Consider the following 19,712-nt stretch of genomic DNA (forward strand, 5'->3'; position numbering starts at 1 on the left):
ATCCTCGTAGCGGAGCTACTAGGACATTCGGCTCGTGCGCCGAGGGTGCGTGCCGGGCGTCGCGACGCCGCGGGGCAACTCAATACAGGCCCTAGTGCTGTGGCCGTAGAGGTTGGCCGGGGCGCGGTGTTCTGTGCGGTGCCTCGCATGCCTCGCACGGCGGAGGGCCGCGGCTCGTACCGGACGTACTCGCGTGGTCCGATGGTCCGACAACGCGGCGAGGTGCCGTGTCCGGGCGCCGCGCCCCGGTGAACCGTTAAGGCCACCGCACTGGCCTGCGGCCCTGCTCTGCTCTGCTCGGCCGACCGTTCGCCTGCCCGGCCCGTTCGGCAGGGGCGCCGCCGCCGGGGTCAGTTCTGCTTGAGGACGAAGGAGGTGCGGGCGACCGGCATGCCGGGGGACTTGACCTCGACCACGTAGGTGTCCGGGGCGGCGGTTCCCGCGGGAGGCGTCTGGCACTGGTCGGCCGCGCTGAACCTGCGGTCCCAGTCCAGCGCGTACCTGGTCTCGCCCTGGGCCGGGAGGCGGAAGAAGGCGTTGCCTGCGCCCGTCGGGCAGTCCGCCGAGGACCACACCGCCTTGTTGCCGTTCGCCTGAAGGATGGTCATGACGGCCTGCTTCGGGCCGAGATCGACCTTGCAGGTGGTTCCGGAGATATTGCGGGCGACCAGTTCGAGGCGGGGCTTCTCGTTCGCCTCGTACTCGTTCTTCGCGCTCTTGACCTCCCACTGGAGCGCGCTCGTCGCGCACGTGGGCAGCGGGGAGTCCGCCGGGACCGCCGCCGGGCCGCCCGTGCCGCCGCCGCTCGCGGGGCCCGAACCGCCGCCCGCGCCGGAGCCGTTGCCCGGTTCGCCGTTCTTGCCCGTGCCGCCGCCGGAACCGCCCCCGGAGCCTGCGGACCCGCCGCCGCCGGATTCGGCGCGCCCGCCGGGGGCGGCGCTGATGGCGGGGCCCGTACCGGACGGACCCGGGGTGATCGAGGTGACGGGATCGGGGCCGCCTTCGCCCTTTCCGTTCGTACTCGTCCTCCCTCCACCGGAACTGACGGTCCATACGGCGAGGAGCGCGAGGAGCGCGACGACGGACGCCAGCACAGCCCTCCGTCGCCAGTAGATGGAGGAGGGGAGCGGCCCGACCGGATTGCGCAGAGATCCCACGGAGGGAACTTTACGAGAGTTCGCGACGCGATCAGTGCCCCACATGCCGCGCAACGGACTTGATTTGCCGATGATCATCCTGCGGGCACGGGCGGAGACATCGAGAACCGGCCAAAGGGCTGACATGGAGATTAATCCGGTTTCGGTACGTTCAGTGACCATGGACACCTCCGACCTCTACCGCGCCGTCACCGGTTTCGCCCGCTCCGCACCCGTGTGGGTGCAGTCGGCGTTCGAGCTGTGGACGGGATACGGCCTGCTGCTCTTCGGACTGCTCCTCACCGCCGTCTGGTGGCGGGCGCGCGGCCGGGGCGATGCCCGGGCGGTGGCGCTCGCCCTCCTCGGGCCGGTGGCCACCGCCGTCGCCTACGTCGTGTCGGAGACCGTGAAGTCCACCGTGGACGAGGAACGGCCGTGCCGCGCCGTCGCCGGTGCGGCCGCCTCCCTGGTGGCGTGCCCGCCGCCCGGAGACCACTCGTTCCCCAGCAACCACGCCTCCATAGCGGGTGCCGCCGCCGTGGCCCTGGTCATGGCCGCGCGCCGGCTCGCGCCACTGGTGGTGCCGCTCGCGCTGCTGATGGCCTTCTCCCGCGTCTTCGTCGGTGTCCACTACCCGCACGACGTGGCGCTGGGCCTGCTGCTGGGCGGGGCGGTCGCCGCCCTGCTCGTCCTCGCGCTCACCGGTCCGGCCGCGTCCGCCGTCCGCGCGGTGCGGGCGGGACGGATCCGGGCGGGCGTGCTGCTGACCGGGCCGGGACCGGACGACGCGTCCTCCCCCGAGGTCCGAAACATGCCAGGATGCCGTATGCCATGACTGCATCCCCCTCGCCCTCCCCCGACACGACCGCCGGCACGACCGACGCCGTCACCGCCGACCCGACCGACGCCGTCACCGCGGGCACGACCGACGCCGCGGCCCGCGACGCGCGTCGCGACGTGTCCGCCGACTCCGCCCACGCGCTGCACTCGCCCGTCATCTCGTGGTTCGAGGAGCACGCCCGCGACCTGCCCTGGCGCCGCCCCGAGGCCGGCCCCTGGGGCGTCATGGTCAGTGAGTTCATGCTCCAGCAGACCCCGGTCAGCCGGGTCCTGCCGGTCTACGAGCAGTGGCTCGCCCGTTGGCCCCGCCCCGCCGACCTGGCCGCCGAGGCCCCCGGTGAGGCCGTACGGGCCTGGGGGCGGCTCGGCTACCCGCGCCGGGCCCTGCGGCTGCACGGCGCGGCCGCCGCGATAACGGAGCGGCACGGGGGCGACGTACCGCAGGAGCACGCGCAGCTCCTCGCCCTGCCGGGGGTGGGCGAGTACACGGCCGCCGCGGTGGCCTCCTTCGCGTACGGGCAGCGGCACGCCGTCCTCGACACCAACGTCCGGCGGGTCTTCGCGCGCGCCGCCACCGGGGTCGAGTACCCGCCGAACGCGACCACGGCCGCCGAGCGGCGCCTCGCCCGCGAGCTGCTGCCCGAGGACGAGAGCACGGCGGCCAGCTGGGCTGCGGCCTCGATGGAACTCGGCGCGCTCGTGTGCACCGCGAAGAACCCGGACTGCGCGCGCTGCCCGGTGGCCGGGCTGTGCGCGTGGCGCCTGGCCGGAAAGCCCGCGCACGACGGGCCGCCGCGGCGCGGCCAGACGTACGCCGGAACCGACCGGCAGGTGCGCGGCAAGCTCCTGGCCGTCCTGCGCGAGGCGATGGGCCCCGTTCCGCAGGCCGTGCTCGACACCGTGTGGAACGAGCCGGTGCAGCGGGCCCGCGCGCTCGACGGGCTGGTGTCCGACGGCCTGGTGGAACCCCTCGACGGCGGCCTCTACCGGCTCCCGCAGAGCCGGCCGCAGGCGTGACCGGCGGCCGGCCGGGGAGGGTTCACGTCCGGACCGGGGACGGTCCGGGAACGGACCGTGCACCGGCCCGCCACCGCCCGTAGCCGCCCCTGAACCTGAGTCAGCAGTTCCGCTTGTTGCCGGGAAACCGCAGCTCACGGGCACTGTTACACAACCTATGGGTGTCCGTGCTCCCACCGAAGGCTGGCTCGCACAGGCCCGTGACAACGCCTCCGTACCGTCGTCCCCGCAAGACAGCGGTGGAGCGGTCGGACGGGAACGGAGGCGGTCTGAAATGGCGCAGGCGCATGGCGAGGTGCTCGGGTTCGAGGAGTACGTACGCACACGGCAGGACGCCCTGCTGCGCAGTGCCCGGCGGCTGGTTCCGGACCCCACCGACGCCCAGGACCTCCTCCAGACGGCCCTCGTGCGCACCTACGGCCGCTGGGACGGGATCGCGGACAAGTCGCTCGCCGACGCCTACCTCCGCCGCGTCATGATCAACACTCGGACCGAGTGGTGGCGCGCCCGCAAGCTCGAAGAGGTCCCCACCGAGCAGCTCCCCGACGCGTCCGTCGAGGACGGCTCCGACCAGCGCGCCGACCGCGCCCTGCTGATGGACATCCTCAAGGTGCTCGCGCCCAAGCAGCGCAGTGTGGTCGTCCTGCGACACTGGGAGCAGATGAGCACCGAGGAGACGGCCGCGGCGCTCGGAATGTCGGCGGGAACCGTGAAGAGCACTCTGCACCGCGCCCTGGCCCGCCTCCGGCAGGAGCTGGAGAGCCGGGACCTGGACATGCGTGCGCTGGAACGCGGGGACCACACCATGCGGTACGAGGGGCGTGAGCGGTGCGCGGCCTGAACGGCCAGGATCTCAACAGCAGGAGCTCTCCCCCCTCGTTCGGGGGAAGGGGCGGTCTGGTGCTGGTGTCGGCGGGGACGATCGTCCTCGTCGGCACAGCCGTGTTCGCGGTCGGTTGCGCCACCGGCGGCACCGGCCTGCGCGACGGCGGCCCCGCCCGCACCGACACCGTCGCCAGGACCGCGCCGTCCGGCTCGTCCTCCGAGTCCTCCTCGGACTCGTCGTCCGCGTCCGGCACTCCCCTGAAGAAGGTGGACCCGGTCGCGCTGATCATGGCGGACCCGAAGGTCAGCTCCGAGGTCAAGCGGGACCTCAAGCCCTGCACGGGCAAGGAGTACCCGGTGGACGTGAGTTACGGCAGGGTCACCGGCGGCCCGGTGGCGGACGTCGTCGTGAACGTCCTGTCCTGCGCCGATGCACTCGGCCGCGGCTCCTACGTGTACCGGGCGGACGGCGGCTCGTACGAGAATGTGTTCTCCGACGAACAGCCACCCGTCTACGCGGAGATCGACCGGGGCGACCTGGTGGTCACCAAGCAGGTCTACGGAAAGAGCGACGCGCTCGCCTATCCGTCGGGCGAGGACGTGATCACGTACCGCTGGAACGGGGAGAAGTTCACCGAGCAGGACCGGGTGCACACGGAGTACAGCAGCGTGGTCGACGGCGGCGTCCAGCCCGCCCCGGCCACGAGTCAGAAGAACTGAGCACTGAGCAAGAAGAACGAGGCGAGGCTTGCGCATGGCCGAGACCCATGTCCTGTTCGTGGAGGACGACGACGTCATCCGTGAGGCCACGACCCTGGCGCTGGAGCGCGACGGGTTCGTGGTCACGGCCATGCCCGACGGCCTGTCCGGCCTTGAGTCCTTCCGCGCGCGCCGGCCCGACATCGCCCTGCTGGACGTGATGGTGCCGGGCATGGACGGCGTGAGCCTGTGCCGCCGCATCCGCGACGAGTCCACCGTCCCCGTCATCATGCTGTCGGCGCGCGCCGACTCCATCGACGTGGTGCTCGGCCTGGAGGCGGGCGCCGACGACTACGTCACCAAGCCCTTCGACGGTTCCGTACTCGTCGCCCGGATCCGCGCCGTGCTGCGCCGTTTCGACCACTCCGGCGGCGCGCAGAACGGCGGCCCGGGCACCCCCGACCACGGCCCGGACGGCGAGCGCGGGGTGCTCTCCTTCGGCGACCTGGAAGTGGACACCGAGGGCATGGAGGTCCGCAGGTCGGGCGCCAACGTGGCACTGACGCCGACGGAGATGCGGCTGCTGCTGGAGTTCTCCTCCGCGCCCGGCACCGTCCTGTCGCGCGACCGGCTCCTGGAGCGGGTCTGGGACTACGACTGGGGCGGCGACACCCGCGTCGTGGACGTCCACGTCCAGCGGCTGCGCACCAAGATCGGGCAGGACCGGATCGAAACGGTCCGGGGCTTCGGATACAAGCTGAAAGCATGAGACGGTTCACCCTCCGCACGGGGATCCGCTGGAAGATCGCACTCGCCATCGCCGCCGTGGGCGCCCTCGTGACGATCGCGCTGAGTCTGGTGGTGCACAGCGCCGCCCGCGTGTCGATGCTGGGCAGCGCACGCGAAGTCCAGCTGGAGCGCGTGCAGTTCATCTCCCGCAACGCCGAGGCCGGGCGCAAGCCCCCGATGGGGGCCAAGCTCAACGATCCCGAACTGCCCGCCGAACTCCGGCAGCAGGCGCAGTCGGGGCGGCGCGGGACGTACATCCAGGAGCGCCGGCACGGAGTGCCCGAGGTGTGGGCCGCCGTACCGCTCGGCAACGGCCAGGTGCTGTCGCTGCACACGCCCTTCCGGGAGAGCGCTGACCTGCTCCCCGACCTCGACCGGGCGCTGGTCGTCGGCGGACTCGCCGCCGTCATCGGCGGATCGGCGCTCGGCGTCCTCATCGGCGGCCAGATCTCGCGCCGGCTGCGCAAGGCGGCCGCCGCCGCGCAGCGGGTGGCGCACGGTGATCCCGACGTACGGGTACGGGACGCGGTCGGCGGTGTCGTCCGCGACGAGACGGACGACCTCGCCCGGGCCGTGGACGCCATGGCCGATGCCCTGCAGCAGCGGCTGGAGGCCGAGCAGCGGGTGACCGCGGACATCGCGCACGAGCTGCGGACCCCGGTGACGGGTCTGCTCACCGCCGCGGAACTGCTGCCCCCGGGGCGGCCCACGGAGCTGGTCCGCGACCGCGCGCAGGCGCTGCGCGCGCTGGTCGAGGACGTGCTGGAGGTGGCCCGGCTGGACAGCGCCTCGGAGCGGGCGGAGCTCCAGGAGGTGGCGCTGGGCGAGTTCGTGAGCCGGCGCGTGAAGGTGCTGATGCCGGAGGCGACCGTACGGATCGTCGCGGACGAGATCGTCAGCACCGATCCGCGCCGGCTGGAGCGGATCCTGGGCAACCTGCTCGCCAACGCCGCCCGGTACGGGCGGCCGCCGGTCCAGGTCGACGTCGAGGGACGGGTGGTGCGGGTACGCGACCACGGGCCGGGCTTCCCCGAGGCACTGCTGCGCGAGGGGCCGAGCCGGTTCCGTACCGGGTCGACGGACCGCGCCGGTGTGGGGCACGGGCTGGGGCTGACCATCGCGGAGGGTCAGGCGCGGGTGCTGGGCGCCCGGCTGACCTTCCGCAACGTGGCAGCTCCCGGGGTGCCGGACCGCTCGGTGACGGCGGCGGGCACGCCCGTCGGCGCGGCGGCCGGAGCGGTCGCGGTGCTGTGGCTGCCGGAGCACGCGCCGACGGCGACGGGCAGCTTCCCGGTCCTGAAGCTGCCGCCGGGCTGACGCGGGGGCATGCCGCCGTCGGCCCCGGTACGGGGCCGACGGGCACCGGACCGACGGGTACCCGACCGACGGACACCGGACCGGCGGATACCGGGCCGGCGGGTACCGGACCGGCTGGTACCGGACCGGCGGACCGGGCCGACGGGTACCGGGCCGTACCCGTCCACGGGTGCGTGTCCTAGGCTCCCTCTCATGACCGACGGCACGTATCCCCCGAGCAGCCCGCAGCCCGAACCCGCCCCCGGCAGCGGCGGATACGGGTTCCCTCCGGGACCGCCCGCCCAGAACGGCTACGGCTACGGCTACGGCTACCCGGCCGCACACGAGGGCTACGGCTACCCGCAGCCCGGGCAGCAGCCGAACCCCTACCAGCAGGACGCGGCCCCGGCCGGGCCGGGCCTCACGAGGCTGGCCGGTCCGGACACACCCGGCGCGGCGGAGCAGCCCGACTGGGAGGCCATGGCCGACCGCTCCGAGGCGGCGCGACGCAAGAAGAAGCGGTGGGTGCTGGTCGGCGGGACGACCGCACTGGTGCTGCTGGCCGGTGGTGGAACGTTCTTCCTGATGAGCGGCCAGGGCGACACCGCGGACGGGACGAACGCCCAGCCCTCGGCGTCGGCCGCGCCGGATGGGTCTAAGTCGCCCATGCCCTATACGGCCACGGTCGCGGGTGACGACAGGCTGCTGCGCGACAGCTACGGGCAGATCGGCATCCGGATGGGCCCCGGCCTCAAGGTCGCCCCCGTGGGCGAGCGGTTCCAGGTCCTCGGCAAGGGCAACGGGACCGCGTGGGGGCAGGCCGCCGAGCCCGTCGTCGACGTCACCAAGAGCTTCACGGTCACGGCGCGCGTCTACAACTCCGCCGCCAAGGGCTCACGGATCGCGATCAGCCAGGGCGACGGGGAGTCCTACTCCTTCGAGCTCGGCGTGACCGAGGTGAACGGCAAGCAGGCCTGGATCTTCCGGGTGCAGACGGGCGACAAGGGCGCCGAGGCGACCACGCGGACCGTCGCCGCCGAGGGGCTCAACGTCCTGAAGACGCCGACGCTGCTGATGGCCACGTACGACGCGGAGAAGAAGGCCATCGCCCTCTACGTGGACGGCAAGAAGGCCGGCGAGACGCCGGTCCCGGGGATCTGGCAGGGCCCCGGCCCGATGCAGCTCGGCCGGTCCCGGCACCACAACATCTGGACGGGGGCGTGGCTGGGCGGCCTGCACAACATCAAGGTGTACGACGCGGCCTTCACGCAGGAGCAGGCCGCCGGGTACAAGGAGGGCAAGCTCTCGCCGGAGCCGAAGCCGGCGCACGCCTGGCTGCTCACCTGGCCCTGACCCGACCCGGACCTGACCCGGACCTGACCGGCGGCGAACGGGTACGACGACGCCGACCGGCCCAGTGGGCCGGTCGGCGTCGTCGTGAAAGGGTCTCGCGCGCGTCGGTCGCGGATCGGTCGCAGATCAGATGCTGACGCCGTTGGTGCGCAGGAAGGCCACCGGGTTGAGGGCGGAGCCGTAGTTCGGGGTGGTGCGGATCTCGAAGTGCAGGTGCGGGCCGCTGGAGTTGCCGGTGTTGCCCGACAGGGCGATGCGCTGCTTGACGGAGACCTTCTGGCCGATCTTGACCTGGATCTTCGACAGGTGCGCGTACTGCGAGTACGTGTTGTTCGCGTGCTTGATCACGATGGCGTTGCCGTACGCGGGGCCGTCGCCGCCGCCGTTCGGGCCGGCCTTGACGACGACGCCGGCGGCCACGGCGTTGACCGGGGTGCCGACCGGGACGGCGAAGTCCTGGCCGGAGTGCTTGCGGGCCCACATGCTGCCGCCCTTGCCGAAGGTCGCGGACAGCGTGTACTTCTCCAGCGGCTTGTCCCAGAGACCGGCCTTCTTCTTCGCCGCGGCAGCGGCGTCGGCGGCGGCGGGAACCGTCTGCGGGGCGTCGGCGAAGGCGGCGGTCGTCCCGGCCCCGAGAGCCAGCACAGCACCGAGGGTTGCGCCGACGGTGATACGGGTAGAACGGGTGATGACGCGCTTCGCGGACATAAAGCAGACCTCCGGGGCCGGGGACAAGGGCGATCACGCCCGTCTCGGGCATGAAGTGACCCGGCACGCTCAGCCATGTGCCGGGTGGGCTCATCCTTGGTAACCCGTATGTCCGGACATCCCCAAACGTCCCCGTTTACTACCGGGGCTCGTAGGCGCGGCGGGGTGACGTGGCCCGTTGACAGGATTCACCGTGGGCGAGACCACTCCGCTGACCTCCGCAGGGCCCTTTCGATCTACGAAACCCCGTCGTATGTCCGATTTGTTCTGTGCCGCTTGTCACCGGCCCGTCCCAGAACCGACCGCTTCGGAACCGTGCGAATGTGACTGGCGCTACGCCCACCAGCCGCCGCGGCGTACGTCGGCCTCACGGCCCGGCCCGCTGCCGGGATCGAGCCCCGCGGCGCGGCGTACGGGCAGGAGCAGCAACAGGGGCGGCCCCGGGACTCGGAAGTCCCGGGGCCGCCCCTGTTACCGCTCAGTCGCGCTTACGCGCCCTTCGACAGGTCCGGGCCGGAGCCCGTGGCCTCGATCGGGGGGAGGTCGGGCAGCGCCGACTTCTCCTCGCCGCGGAAGGTGAACTTGGCCTCCTCGCCCTCACCCTCCTTGCCGACGACCACGATGTGGCCGGGGCGCAGCTCGCCGAAGAGGATCTTCTCCGACAGCACGTCCTCGATCTCGCGCTGGATGGTCCGGCGCAGCGGCCGGGCACCCAGGATCGGGTCGTAGCCGCGCTTGGCGAGCAGGAGCTTCGCGTCGCCGCTCAGCTCGATGCCCATGTCGCGGTCCTTGAGGCGCTCGTCGACCTTGGCGATCATCAGGTCGACGATCTGGATGATGTCTTCCTCGGTGAGCTGGTGGAAGACGACCGTGTCGTCGACACGGTTCAGGAACTCGGGCCGGAAGTGCTGCTTGAGCTCTTCGTTGACCTTCGCCTTCATCCGCTCGTAGCCGGTCTTCGTGTCGCCCTGCGCCGCGAAGCCCAGGTTGAAGCCCTTCGAGATGTCCCGGGTGCCCAGGTTGGTCGTCATGATGATGACCGTGTTCTTGAAGTCCACGACCCGGCCCTGGGAGTCGGTCAGGCGACCGTCCTCCAGGATCTGGAGAAGGGAATTGAAGATATCCGGGTGGGCCTTCTCGACCTCGTCGAAGAGGACGACGGAGAACGGCTTGCGGCGCACCTTCTCGGTGAGCTGGCCGCCCTCTTCGTAGCCCACGTAACCGGGGGGCGAGCCGAAGAGGCGGGAAACCGTGTGCTTCTCGCTGAACTCCGACATGTCGAGGGAGATCAGCGCGTCCTCGTCGCCGAAGAGGAATTCGGCGAGCGTCTTGGAGAGCTCGGTCTTACCGACACCGGACGGGCCGGCGAAGATGAACGAGCCACCCGGGCGCTTCGGGTCCTTCAGACCCGCACGGGTACGACGGATCGCCTGGGAGAGCGCCTTGATGGCGTCCTTCTGGCCGATGACCCGGCGGTGGAGCTCGTCCTCCATGCGGAGCAGTCGCGAGGACTCCTCCTCGGTGAGCTTGAAGACGGGAATGCCGGTCGCGGTCGCGAGGACCTCGGCGATGAGCTCGCCGTCGACCTCGGCGACGACGTCCATGTCGCCGGCCTTCCATTCCTTCTCGCGCTTGGTCTTCGCCGCGAGCAGCTGCTTCTCCTTGTCGCGGAGGGAAGCCGCCTTCTCGAAGTCCTGGGAGTCGATGGCCGACTCCTTGTCCCGGCGCACGCCCGCGATCTTCTCGTCGAACTCGCGGAGGTCCGGCGGCGCGGTCATCCGGCGGATGCGCATCCGGGAGCCGGCCTCGTCGATCAGGTCGATCGCCTTGTCCGGGAGGAAGCGGTCCGAGATGTACCGGTCGGCCAGCGTCGCCGCCTGGACGAGGGCCTCGTCCGTGATGGAGACGCGGTGGTGGGCCTCGTAGCGGTCGCGCAGGCCCTTGAGGATCTCGATCGTGTGGGGGAGGGAAGGCTCCGCCACCTGGATCGGCTGGAAACGGCGTTCGAGGGCCGCGTCCTTCTCAAGGTGCTTGCGGTACTCGTCGAGCGTCGTGGCACCGATGGTCTGGAGCTCACCACGGGCCAGCATGGGCTTGAGGATGCTGGCGGCGTCGATCGCGCCCTCGGCGGCACCCGCACCCACGAGGGTGTGGAGCTCGTCGATGAACAGGATGATGTCGCCGCGGGTGCGGATCTCCTTGAGCACCTTCTTCAGGCGCTCCTCGAAGTCACCGCGGTAGCGGGAGCCGGCGACCAGGGCGCCGAGGTCAAGCGTGTAGAGGTGCTTGTCCTTGAGGGTCTCGGGGACCTCGCCCTTGACGATGGCCTGGGCCAGGCCCTCGACGACGGCGGTCTTGCCGACGCCGGGCTCGCCGATGAGGACCGGGTTGTTCTTCGTACGGCGGGACAGCACCTGCATGACCCGCTCGATCTCCTTCTCGCGCCCGATGACCGGGTCGAGCTTGGATTCGCGGGCAGCCTGGGTGAGGTTGCGGCCGAACTGGTCCAGGACGAGGGAGGTCGAGGGGGTGCCCTCGGCCGGGCCGCCGGCCGTGGCCGACTCCTTGCCCCCGCCGGTGTAGCCGGAGAGCAGCTGGATGACCTGCTGCCGGACTCGGTTGAGATCGGCGCCCAGCTTCACGAGGACCTGGGCGGCGACGCCCTCGCCCTCGCGGATCAGGCCGAGCAGGATGTGCTCGGTGCCGATGTAGTTGTGGCCGAGCTGGAGGGCCTCTCGGAGCGAAAGCTCCAGGACCTTCTTCGCCCGCGGGGTGAAGGGGATGTGGCCGGACGGGGCCTGCTGCCCCTGACCGATGATCTCCTCAACCTGCTGGCGAACAGCCTCGAGCGAAATCCCGAGGCTCTCCAGGGCCTTAGCGGCGACACCCTCACCCTCGTGGATCAAGCCCAGGAGGATGTGCTCGGTGCCGATGTAGTTGTGGTTGAGCATCCGGGCTTCTTCCTGAGCCAGGACGACAACCCGCCGCGCGCGGTCGGTGAACCTCTCGAACATCGTTTATCGCTCCTCAGAGCGGTCGGGCAGTTCGGGGTCGGTCCCCGCCCTGTCCTTCCGCATGCTAGTCCCGTGGGGCGGGACAGCTCATTCCAACTGCCGACATCCGTCCACGGCTCACCCCTGCATCAGCGGGAAAACCGGCTTGAAGAGCCGACAACTGCTCCAACTCGATGGTGCGAGACGATGTTCCCGCAGGCCAGGCAGATACCCGTCATGCGTGTACGCCGACGGCGAACGGAAGCCGGTCAAATCAGCGTGTCGCCCCGATCCACTAGGAATGTCTTACCCGTAAGGGCTGACACTCCATGCCGGTGACGCCGGTTCCCTCCGCTGAGGGCGAACAGAGTTCCGTCTCGAATGTGGGACTCCACCACCGCGGACGTTTACGTTCCGCACATCTTCGCGTGCGGAACGTCACATCCACCGTAACCCCGAAGCGTTTCTGCAGTTGCTCCGGGTATGGCCGCAACCGTCCTGCCGACCGTCCCGCCGCCCCGCGTCGCGCCCGAGGAGGACGCCTGCGCCGCCTGGTACGGGAAGGTGCTCGGCTGGACCGTCACGGGCGGGCCGCCGGTCCAGCTCGTGACCGGTGTCGGCTTCGACGTGCTGGAGCTGCCGTCGGACGCGGGGACGGCGCTGTTGCGCCGGCCGGTCGCCACGGGTCCGGTGGCCGTGATGGGGCGCCGGATGCGGTTCCTGGTGGCCTCGGGGAGCGCGGAGGAGCTCGACGGGCTGCTCGACTGGCTGGAGTGGGGCGGGGTCGCCCTGGATCTGACCGCCCTGGGTGCGGGCGGGCGGATCACCGCTCCGGCTCCCCCGGGACGGCTCCCGGGAGGAAGCCCCCGGGGGGCCGCCGTATGGCTGCGACCCCCCGAGCAGGGGTGTGAGGCACTGCTGCCGGCCCTGCCCGGCCCCGGGCGGGCCGCAGGGCCCGATCTCGTACGCCTGGTCGCGGCGGCGGCGACGGAATGCCACCGGGCGCGCCTGGGCCGGCGTACGAACGGGGTCCGTCAGCCCTTGGCCTTCTCGTAGGCCTCGCGGATCTCGGCCGGAACGCGGCCGCGGTCGTTGACGTTGTAGCCGTTCACCTTGGCCCACGCGCGGATCTCGGCCGTGTCGGGGTTACCGGTCGCCGCGGCGCGGCCCTTGGCGCGGGCAGCGGTGGCACGGCCACCGGTACGGCGGCCGCCCTTGGTGTACGGGTCGAGCAGACCGCGGAGCTTTTCAGCGTTGGCGGTGGTGAGGTCGATCTCGTAGGTCTTGCCGTCCAGAGCGAACGTCACCGTCTCGTCCGCCTCGCCGCCGTCGAGGTCGTCGACAAGAAGGACCTGAACCTTCTGTGCCACCGGGATTTCCTTTCATCGAAAAGCAGTACGCGGAAAGGAAACCGCTTTTCCCGGGAAAACACAAACCCCCCGGGAGAGGTTCAGGACCGCAACGAGGCGGGAAACGTGCGCGATTCGGACATAGGCCACAGGTGCGCGGAGCACCGGAAAAGCTGAGGCCATCGATCAGAGGTGCAGAAGCATCCGGCTGTTGCCCAAGGTGTTCGGCTTCACTCGTTCGAGACCGAGGAACTCGGCGACGCCCTCGTCATAGGAACGCAAGAGCTCCATGTAGACATCGGTGTCGACCGGGGTCTCGCCGATCTCGACGAAGCCGTGCTTCGCGAAGAACTCGACTTCGAAGGTGAGGCAGAAAACCCGGCTCACCCCGAGCGTACGGGCTGTACTCAACAACTGCTGCAGCACCCGATGGCCCACGCCGGCGCCCTTCAGGTCGCGGTCCACCGCGAGAGTGCGCACTTCGGCCAGGTCTTCCCACATCACGTGGAGTGCACCGCAGCCCACCACCTGTGCATCGGAGTCGCGTTCCGCGACCCAGAACTCCTGGATGTCCTCGTAAAGGACGACCGGTGCTTTGTCGAGCAGGATCCGCTGCTGCACGTACTGGTCGAGCAGGCGGCGCAGCGCGGGAACATCGCGTGTGCGGGCACGGCGGATCGTCACTGTTTCTGCGTGTGCAGAGGAAAACTCTCCCATGGCTGCGGACGCTATCGCTCCGGCGGCGTCGGGGGCCCGGCGGACTCCCCCTCGGCCTCGGGCGGCGCGGAGACTTCGGTGGGGGGTTCGGTGGAGACTTCGGTGGAGACTTCGGTGGGGGCTTCCGTACGGGCTTCCGTACGGGCTTCCGCGGGGGTCTCCGTGGCGGACTCGTCGTCGTGCTGAACGACCCGGACGGCGTCCCGGAGGGCTTCGCGCTGTTCCGCGGACATCATGCCGAAGAAGGCGACGAGAGCGGCGGCGGGGTTGTCGCTCGTCGACCAGGCTTCGTTCATCAGTGCGGCCGAGTAGGCGGCGCGGGTGGAGACCGCGGTATATCGATAGGCGCGGCCTTCGGCTTCCCGGCGGACCCAGCCCTTCTGATGGAGATTGTCCATAACGGTCATGACCGTGGTGTACGCGATGGACCGTTCCTGCTGGAGGTCTTCCAGGACTTCGCGAACGGTGACCGGGCGGTTCCACTGCCACACCCGCGTCATCACGGCGTCTTCGAGTTCTCCCAAGGGGCGAGGCACACCAGCACGATAGTGCGGGTTGTGCGGAATTGCCCGACTATTCACCCGGCAACGCGCCACAAAATCGGGCGCACGGTCCGTACCCGTACGCCCGCGCGGCTAGTTCTGCTGCTGGCGGGTGGCTTCGGCCCGGGCGATCACGGCGTCGACCGCCGCGTCCTCCTTGGACTTGTTGGAGCCGCCCTGGCTCTTCACGATCGTCACGACGAGGGCGATGAAGAACGCGGCCATCACGAAGGGGGGCACGAGCGCGGAGACGTAGTCCATGCCCCCAGCCTAGCCACCCGCGCCCGGTCCGGTCCGGGTGGGTGAGGGGTGGGTCCCGCCCCGCCACCCGGACCGCCCGGAGGCGCTCACACGACGGCGAGCCCGGACGCCGGGGGCGCGGTGGGCTTGCGGCGCGGCGGGAAGACCTCGCCGGGGGTGGGGACCGGCCGCTCGGGGCGCGGGCGTTCCTTGGGCGCGGGCGCCGGCCGCGGCGGCTCCGCCCGGCCGCCCGCCAGGGTCAGCAGGCGCGTGCGGGGCGCGGGGGCCGTGGTCAGGCGGCGCCGTACGGATCGCTCCGCGACCGCCCGGGCCCGCTCCAGCAGCGCGGCGGCGGCCGGGTCGGCCCGGAGCGCGCGCAGGGCCGCGAGGTCGTCGGGGACCGGCTCGTAGCCGGTGGCGAGGGCCTCCCGGAGCAGTGCCAGGTAGCCGGGGAGGCTGCCGGGCAGGGCGCCGCGGTAGCGGGCCAGATCGTCCAGGACGAAGGCTCTGAGCCGGCCCGCCTCCCGGACCGCTTCGTCCACCGACTGCGCGAGGTGCAGGCAGTCCTGGACCTCCTCGGCCGCCAGGGGGGCCGAGGAGGACTGAAGGGCGTGGGCGAGCGAACGCCTGAGCACGTGCAGCTCAGCGGCGCTGAACGCCATGCCGCCGCGGGATCCGTAGGGCGTGGGCATGGGCCCGAAGATACGCGCTAATCGGACAAAATCCCCTTAAGAGGGGTGGCTGCGGCGCGGCGCGGGCGGACCCCGCGCCGAACCTCAGCCGTTCTCCTTGACGGCGTGCAGGAAGTCCGTCCAGGCGGCCTGGGTCGTGGCCAGGACCAGGTGGGCGGGGTCGACGCGGTCGGCGACCTTGACGAGGGCTCCGGGGGTGACGGCGACGTAGACGCAGGCGTCTCCGTCGCCGCAGAACGAGGACTTCCGCCACGTGGGCTGAGCGGTCATGGTGTCTCCTCCGGGCACGGTGGCCGGTAAGTGCGGTCAAGGGACGGTAACTCCGCGGCCGGTCCCCACCGGCGACTTTCACGCAATTCGGTGTGTCGCCGCTTCCCTCCGGGGGTGCGGGTGGTACACGGCGGCACCGGCCCGTCGCAGGCCCGCGACCGTTCGGCGGACGCCGTCCGGGCCCGCGCCGACGGGCCGCGGCGTGGCTGTTTCCGGCCCCCGGGGCGGCGTCGGACGCGGTGCGCGACGGCCGGTGCCCGCCCCCGCAGGCGGGCGTTCAGATGCGGGCCACGAAGGCCGAAACCGCTTCCTGGACGTCGGATTCCGTCCCGGACAGGCCCGGCTCGGCGATGTCCAGCTCGGTCACCGCGAGGCCGGGCGGGCCCCCGGCCGACCAGCGGCGGAAGAGGACCGTGCCGGTCTCCTCCGCCTGCCGCAGGCCCGCGTCCGTCAGGCCGCCACGAGCCGGTCGTCGCGCCGCGTTTCGTCGTTGCTGTCGCTCATGGCCCCTGATCCTCGCCGCTCGTCCCCGGTCGGCCAAGAGCCCCACGGGCTAGCATGGCGGCGTATCGTCCGGTACCCCCGCGGACTGGAACGGAAGGCATTCCCCGCGTGAATCCATCACAGCAGCCACGCCCTGCCCGGCTCGCCGTCGGCGTCGTCGGGGCGGGGCGGGTCGGCCCCGCCCTGGCCCGTGCGCTCCAGCAGGCGGGCCACCGTCCCGTCGCCGTGTCGGGCGTCTCCGACGCCTCCGTGCGCCGCGCCGCGCGCATGCTGCCCGACGTGCCGCTCGTGCCACCCGCACAGGTGCTGGAGCTGGCCGACCTGGTCCTGCTGACCGTCCCCGACGACGCGCTGCCGTCGCTCGTGGAGGGGCTCGCGGAGACCGGGGCGGTCCGGCCCGGACAGCTGCTCGTGCACACCTCGGGCCGGTACGGGACCGCCGTGCTCGACCCGGCGCGCCGTGCGGGCGCCCTGCCGCTGGCCCTGCACCCCGCGATGACCTTCACCGGCACCGAGGTCGACGTGCAGCGGCTGGCCGGCTGCTCCTTCGGCGTCACCGCCCCCGACGAGCTGCGGCTGGCCGCCGAGGCCCTGGTCATCGAGATGGGCGGGGAGCCCGAATGGATCGCGGAGGAGAACCGGGCGCTCTACCACGCGGCGCTGGCCCTCGGCGCGAACCACCTCGTCACCCTGGTCGCCCAGTCCCTGGAGCTGCTGCGCAAGGCCGGGGTCGCGCACCCCGACCGGATGCTCGGCCCGCTGCTCGGAGCGGCCCTCGACAACGCCCTGCGGTCCGGCGACGCGGCCCTGACCGGGCCGGTGGCCCGCGGAGACGCCGGTACGGTCGCCGCGCACGTCTCGGAGCTGCGCCGGCACGCACCGGGCACGGTCGCCGGATACCTGGCCATGGCCCGCACCACCGCCGACCGGGCCCTCGCCCACGGTCTGCTCAAGCCCGAACTCGCCGAGGACCTGCTCGGTGTACTCGCCGACACGGACCCTGACGGGGGCGACCAGTGACCGAGCTGCTGCTGCACACCGCCGACGAGCTGCACGAGCTGCCGCGCACCGGGCGGCGGGCCGTCGTGATGACCATGGGCGCCCTCCACGAGGGCCACGCCACCCTGATCCGGACCGCCCGTGAGGCGGCCGGGCCCGAGGGGCAGGTCGTCGTCACCGTCTTCGTCAACCCGCTGCAGTTCGGGGCGGGCGAGGACCTCGACCGCTACCCCCGCACCCTCGACGCGGACCTGGCGATCGCCCGGGAGGCGGGCGCCGACGCCGTGTTCGCCCCCGCCGTCGAGGAGGTCTACCCGGGCGGGGAGCCGCAGGTGCGGATCAGTGCCGGCCCGATGGGCGAGCGCCTCGAAGGGGCCACCCGGCCCGGCCACTTCGACGGGATGCTGACCGTCGTCGCCAAGCTGCTCCACCTGACCCGGCCCGACCTCGCCCTGTTCGGCCAGAAGGACGCGCAGCAACTGGCCCTGATCCGGCGGATGGTGACCGACCTGAACTTCCCCGTCGAGGTGGTCGGCGTACCGACCGTCCGCGAGGAGGACGGGCTGGCGCTGTCGTCCCGCAACCGCTACCTCTCCCCCGCGGACCGGCAGACCGCCCTGGCGCTGTCCCGGGCCCTGTTCGCGGGCCGTGACCGGCTCGCCGCACAGGCCGCGCTGCGGGCCCGCGCCGAGGCCGCCCCGGCCACCGACGAGCGGGCCACCGCCCTGGCCCGGCTGGGCGAGATCCGCGCCTCGGCCGACGCGCACGCCGTCTCGGCGGCCTGTACGGGCCTGCCGGACGCGGTCCGGGCCGCGGCGGGCCACGTACTGGCCGACGCGGCCCGCTCGGAGCCGCCCCTCGTGCTGGACTACCTGGCGCTGGTGGACCCGCAGGACTTCACCGAGGCCGGTCCCGGCTTCACCGGGCAGGCCGTACTGGCGGTCGCCGCGAAGGTGGGCACGACCCGGCTGATCGACAACATCCCATTGGAATTCGGAGCACACTCGTGAGCACCCCTGGCAGAGGCCCCGCAGGCAGCACCGGCATACGGTTGCACGCCCCGGCGCCCGGCTGGTCCCTGGACGCCGACGTCGTGGTCGTCGGCTCCGGCGTGGCGGGGCTGACCGCCGCGCTGCGCTGCGCGGCCGCGGGCCGCCGTACCGTCGTGGTCACCAAGGCCCGGCTCGACGACGGCTCCACCCGCTGGGCCCAGGGCGGCATCGCCGCGGCCCTCGGCGAGGGCGACACCCCCGAGCAGCACCTCGACGACACCCTGGTCGCGGGCGCCGGCCTGTGCGACGAGGAGGCCGTACGGCTGCTCGTCACCGAGGGCCCGGACGCGGTGCGGCGGCTGATCGCGGCCGGTGCAGTCTTCGACACCTCCGCCGAGACCGGGGAGATAGAGCTGACCCGCGAGGGCGGCCACCACCGCCGGCGGATCGCGCACGCGGGCGGCGACGCCACCGGCGCCGAGATCTCGCGGGCGCTGGTCGAGGCCGTGCACGCCGCGGGCATAGAGACCGTGGAGAACGCGCTCGTCCTCGACCTCCTCCAGGACGCCCGGGGCCGTACGGCCGGTGTCACCCTGCACGTCATGGGCGAGGGCCAGCACGACGGCGTCGGCGCCGTCCACGCGCCCGCCGTGATCCTGGCGACCGGCGGCATGGGCCAGGTCTTCTCGGCGACGACGAACCCGTCGGTGTCCACCGGTGACGGGGTGGCGCTCGCGCTGCGCGCCGGGGCGGAGGTCTCGGACCTGGAGTTCGTGCAGTTCCACCCGACGGTGCTGTTCCTCGGCCCGGACGCCGAGGGCCAGCAGCCGCTGGTGTCGGAGGCCGTGCGGGGCGAGGGCGCCCACCTCGTCGACGCGGACGGCGTGCGCTTCATGGTCGGCCAGCACGAGCTGGCCGAGCTGGCCCCGCGCGACATCGTCGCCAAGGGCATCATGCGCCGCATGCAGGAGCAGGGCGCGCAGCACATGTACCTGGACGCCCGGCACTTCGGCGCCGAGATGTGGGAGCAGCGCTTCCCCACGATCCTGGCCGCCTGCCGCTCGCACGGCATCGACCCGGTGACCAAGCCGATCCCGGTGGCGCCCGCCGCGCACTACGCCTCCGGCGGCGTACGGACCGACCTGCACGGCCGCACCACCGTCCCCGGCCTGTACGCGTGCGGCGAGGTGGCCTGCACAGGAGTGCACGGCGCGAACCGGCTGGCCTCCAACTCCCTGCTGGAGGGGCTGGTCTTCGCCGAGCGGATCGCCGAGGACATCACCGCGCAGGAGTACGGCGGGGGCGGCCCCGGCGTACCGGTGCCCTCGACCGGGCCGCTGCAGCCCGCCGGGGCCCGGTACGAGATCCAGCGGATCATGACGGACGGCGCGGGCGTGCTCCGCTCCGCCCGCTCGCTGGCGGCGGCGGCCGAGGCCCTGGAGGGGCTGTACGCCACCGCCCTGAACGATCTCGAAGCGCACGGCAAGACCGCCGAACCCGGTGTGGACACCTGGGAGGCCACGAACCTGCTGTGCGTGGCGCGGGTCCTGGTCGCCGCCGCACGGCGCCGCGAGGAGACCCGCGGCTGCCACTGGCGCGAGGACCACCCGGACCGGGACGATGCGCGGTGGCGCCGCCACCTCGTGGTCCGGCTCTCGGCCACCGAGAAGCGGGCCCTGGTCGTCGTACCCACCGACTCCGCGGACTTCCCGTCCGTGCACCCCCTGAGCACCCCGAGCCTGGAGCAGTGA

At 72.1% G+C, this 19,712-nt stretch carries 21 protein-coding genes; 11 read left to right on the top strand and 10 right to left on the bottom strand.

What is annotated here, in order from left to right:
* Nucleotides 1-350: 350 nt before the first annotated feature.
* Nucleotides 351-1,157 carry a hypothetical protein gene (locus ACIPXC_RS29700; protein ID WP_401624241.1) on the bottom strand — a complete coding sequence of 269 codons (807 nt, stop codon included), beginning with the start codon at nucleotides 1,155-1,157 and terminating at the stop codon, nucleotides 351-353.
* 160 nt (nucleotides 1,158-1,317) lie between these two features.
* Between ACIPXC_RS29700 and ACIPXC_RS29705 the strand changes: the two genes are divergently transcribed.
* The 7 genes from ACIPXC_RS29705 to ACIPXC_RS29735 all read left to right on the top strand — a co-directional run bounded on the left by ACIPXC_RS29705 (nucleotide 1,318) and on the right by ACIPXC_RS29735 (nucleotide 7,955).
* The gene (locus ACIPXC_RS29705) at nucleotides 1,318-1,971 is read left to right on the top strand and encodes a phosphatase PAP2 family protein (protein WP_401624243.1); all 654 of its coding nucleotides are present in this window, start codon (nucleotides 1,318-1,320) and stop codon (nucleotides 1,969-1,971) included.
* Nucleotides 1,968-2,993 (top strand): A/G-specific adenine glycosylase, encoded by a 1,026-nt coding sequence (locus tag ACIPXC_RS29710; protein WP_401624245.1) that lies wholly within the window; start codon nucleotides 1,968-1,970, stop codon nucleotides 2,991-2,993. The genes ACIPXC_RS29705 and ACIPXC_RS29710 overlap by 4 nt, the downstream gene beginning before the upstream one ends.
* Before the next feature lie 274 nt (nucleotides 2,994-3,267).
* Nucleotides 3,268-3,834 carry a SigE family RNA polymerase sigma factor gene (locus tag ACIPXC_RS29715; RefSeq protein WP_030763752.1) on the top strand — a complete coding sequence of 189 codons (567 nt, stop codon included), beginning with the start codon at nucleotides 3,268-3,270 and terminating at the stop codon, nucleotides 3,832-3,834.
* Between the two features lie 65 nt (nucleotides 3,835-3,899).
* Nucleotides 3,900-4,538 (top strand): hypothetical protein, encoded by a 639-nt coding sequence (locus ACIPXC_RS29720; RefSeq protein WP_401624338.1) that lies wholly within the window; start codon nucleotides 3,900-3,902, stop codon nucleotides 4,536-4,538.
* 34 nt (nucleotides 4,539-4,572) lie between these two features.
* Nucleotides 4,573-5,286, top strand: a complete 714-nt coding sequence (gene cseB, locus ACIPXC_RS29725) for a two-component system response regulator CseB (protein ID WP_401624247.1) — start codon at nucleotides 4,573-4,575, stop codon at nucleotides 5,284-5,286.
* On the top strand, nucleotides 5,283-6,623 hold the full coding sequence (cseC, locus tag ACIPXC_RS29730) for a two-component system sensor histidine kinase CseC (RefSeq protein ID WP_401624249.1): 1,341 nt from the start codon (nucleotides 5,283-5,285) through the stop codon (nucleotides 6,621-6,623). Before cseB ends, cseC begins: the two co-directional genes overlap by 4 nt.
* Nucleotides 6,624-6,815: 192 nt before the next feature.
* Nucleotides 6,816-7,955, top strand: a complete 1,140-nt coding sequence (locus ACIPXC_RS29735; RefSeq protein ID WP_401624251.1) for a LamG-like jellyroll fold domain-containing protein — start codon at nucleotides 6,816-6,818, stop codon at nucleotides 7,953-7,955.
* A 126-nt stretch (nucleotides 7,956-8,081) separates the two neighbouring features.
* On the opposite strand, the gene ACIPXC_RS29740 is transcribed toward ACIPXC_RS29735, so the two are convergent.
* Both ACIPXC_RS29740 and ACIPXC_RS29745 read right to left on the bottom strand, forming a co-directional pair.
* Nucleotides 8,082-8,663 carry a M23 family metallopeptidase gene (locus ACIPXC_RS29740; RefSeq protein ID WP_401624253.1) on the bottom strand — a complete coding sequence of 194 codons (582 nt, stop codon included), beginning with the start codon at nucleotides 8,661-8,663 and terminating at the stop codon, nucleotides 8,082-8,084.
* 488 nt (nucleotides 8,664-9,151) lie between these two features.
* Nucleotides 9,152-11,677, bottom strand: a complete 2,526-nt coding sequence (locus ACIPXC_RS29745; protein WP_350989765.1) for an ATP-dependent Clp protease ATP-binding subunit — start codon at nucleotides 11,675-11,677, stop codon at nucleotides 9,152-9,154.
* Nucleotides 11,678-12,139: 462 nt separating this feature from the next.
* Between ACIPXC_RS29745 and ACIPXC_RS29750 the strand changes: the two genes are divergently transcribed.
* Entirely contained in the window at nucleotides 12,140-12,712 is a 573-nt protein-coding gene (locus ACIPXC_RS29750; protein WP_401624255.1) for an SCO3374 family protein, read from the top strand.
* Here ACIPXC_RS29750 and ACIPXC_RS29755 read toward each other — a convergent pair.
* The 7 genes from ACIPXC_RS29755 to ACIPXC_RS29785 all read right to left on the bottom strand — a co-directional run bounded on the left by ACIPXC_RS29755 (nucleotide 12,691) and on the right by ACIPXC_RS29785 (nucleotide 16,016).
* Nucleotides 12,691-13,026 (bottom strand): Lsr2 family protein, encoded by a 336-nt coding sequence (locus ACIPXC_RS29755; protein WP_401624257.1) that lies wholly within the window; start codon nucleotides 13,024-13,026, stop codon nucleotides 12,691-12,693. The genes ACIPXC_RS29750 and ACIPXC_RS29755 overlap by 22 nt on opposite strands.
* A 165-nt stretch (nucleotides 13,027-13,191) precedes the next feature.
* Nucleotides 13,192-13,722, bottom strand: a complete 531-nt coding sequence (locus tag ACIPXC_RS29760; protein WP_401624259.1) for an amino-acid N-acetyltransferase — start codon at nucleotides 13,720-13,722, stop codon at nucleotides 13,192-13,194.
* Nucleotides 13,723-13,733: 11 nt separating this feature from the next.
* The gene (locus tag ACIPXC_RS29765; RefSeq protein WP_401624261.1) at nucleotides 13,734-14,246 is read right to left on the bottom strand and encodes a BlaI/MecI/CopY family transcriptional regulator; all 513 of its coding nucleotides are present in this window, start codon (nucleotides 14,244-14,246) and stop codon (nucleotides 13,734-13,736) included.
* A gap of 111 nt (nucleotides 14,247-14,357) precedes the next feature.
* Nucleotides 14,358-14,525, bottom strand: a complete 168-nt coding sequence (locus ACIPXC_RS29770; RefSeq protein ID WP_030961778.1) for a hypothetical protein — start codon at nucleotides 14,523-14,525, stop codon at nucleotides 14,358-14,360.
* 86 nt (nucleotides 14,526-14,611) lie between these two features.
* Nucleotides 14,612-15,196, bottom strand: coding sequence for a hypothetical protein (locus ACIPXC_RS29775; RefSeq protein ID WP_401624263.1), 585 nt, complete (start codon nucleotides 15,194-15,196; stop codon nucleotides 14,612-14,614).
* Nucleotides 15,197-15,280: 84 nt separating this feature from the next.
* A complete protein-coding gene (locus tag ACIPXC_RS29780; protein ID WP_401624265.1) occupies nucleotides 15,281-15,466 on the bottom strand; it encodes a DUF397 domain-containing protein in 186 nt (61 codons plus the stop codon).
* 277 nt (nucleotides 15,467-15,743) lie between these two features.
* Nucleotides 15,744-16,016 carry a hypothetical protein gene (locus tag ACIPXC_RS29785; RefSeq protein ID WP_401624267.1) on the bottom strand — a complete coding sequence of 91 codons (273 nt, stop codon included), beginning with the start codon at nucleotides 16,014-16,016 and terminating at the stop codon, nucleotides 15,744-15,746.
* Nucleotides 16,017-16,024: 8 nt separating this feature from the next.
* Here ACIPXC_RS29785 and ACIPXC_RS29790 point away from each other — a divergent pair, with 8 nt between their 5' ends.
* Genes ACIPXC_RS29790 through ACIPXC_RS29800 form a run of 3 tightly spaced genes read left to right on the top strand, consistent with a single transcriptional unit; the run spans nucleotide 16,025 to nucleotide 19,712 of the window.
* Nucleotides 16,025-16,990 carry a Rossmann-like and DUF2520 domain-containing protein gene (locus tag ACIPXC_RS29790; RefSeq protein WP_401624269.1) on the top strand — a complete coding sequence of 322 codons (966 nt, stop codon included), beginning with the start codon at nucleotides 16,025-16,027 and terminating at the stop codon, nucleotides 16,988-16,990.
* Nucleotides 16,987-17,979 (top strand): pantoate--beta-alanine ligase, encoded by a 993-nt coding sequence (gene panC, locus ACIPXC_RS29795; protein ID WP_401624271.1) that lies wholly within the window; start codon nucleotides 16,987-16,989, stop codon nucleotides 17,977-17,979. Before ACIPXC_RS29790 ends, panC begins: the two co-directional genes overlap by 4 nt.
* Nucleotides 17,976-19,712, top strand: coding sequence for an L-aspartate oxidase (locus ACIPXC_RS29800; protein WP_401624273.1), 1,737 nt, complete (start codon nucleotides 17,976-17,978; stop codon nucleotides 19,710-19,712). The genes panC and ACIPXC_RS29800 overlap by 4 nt, the downstream gene beginning before the upstream one ends.

This window comes from Streptomyces sp. NPDC090021 (genome assembly GCF_044748225.1).
In the GTDB taxonomy this organism is placed as follows: Bacteria; Actinomycetota; Actinomycetes; order Streptomycetales; family Streptomycetaceae; genus Streptomyces.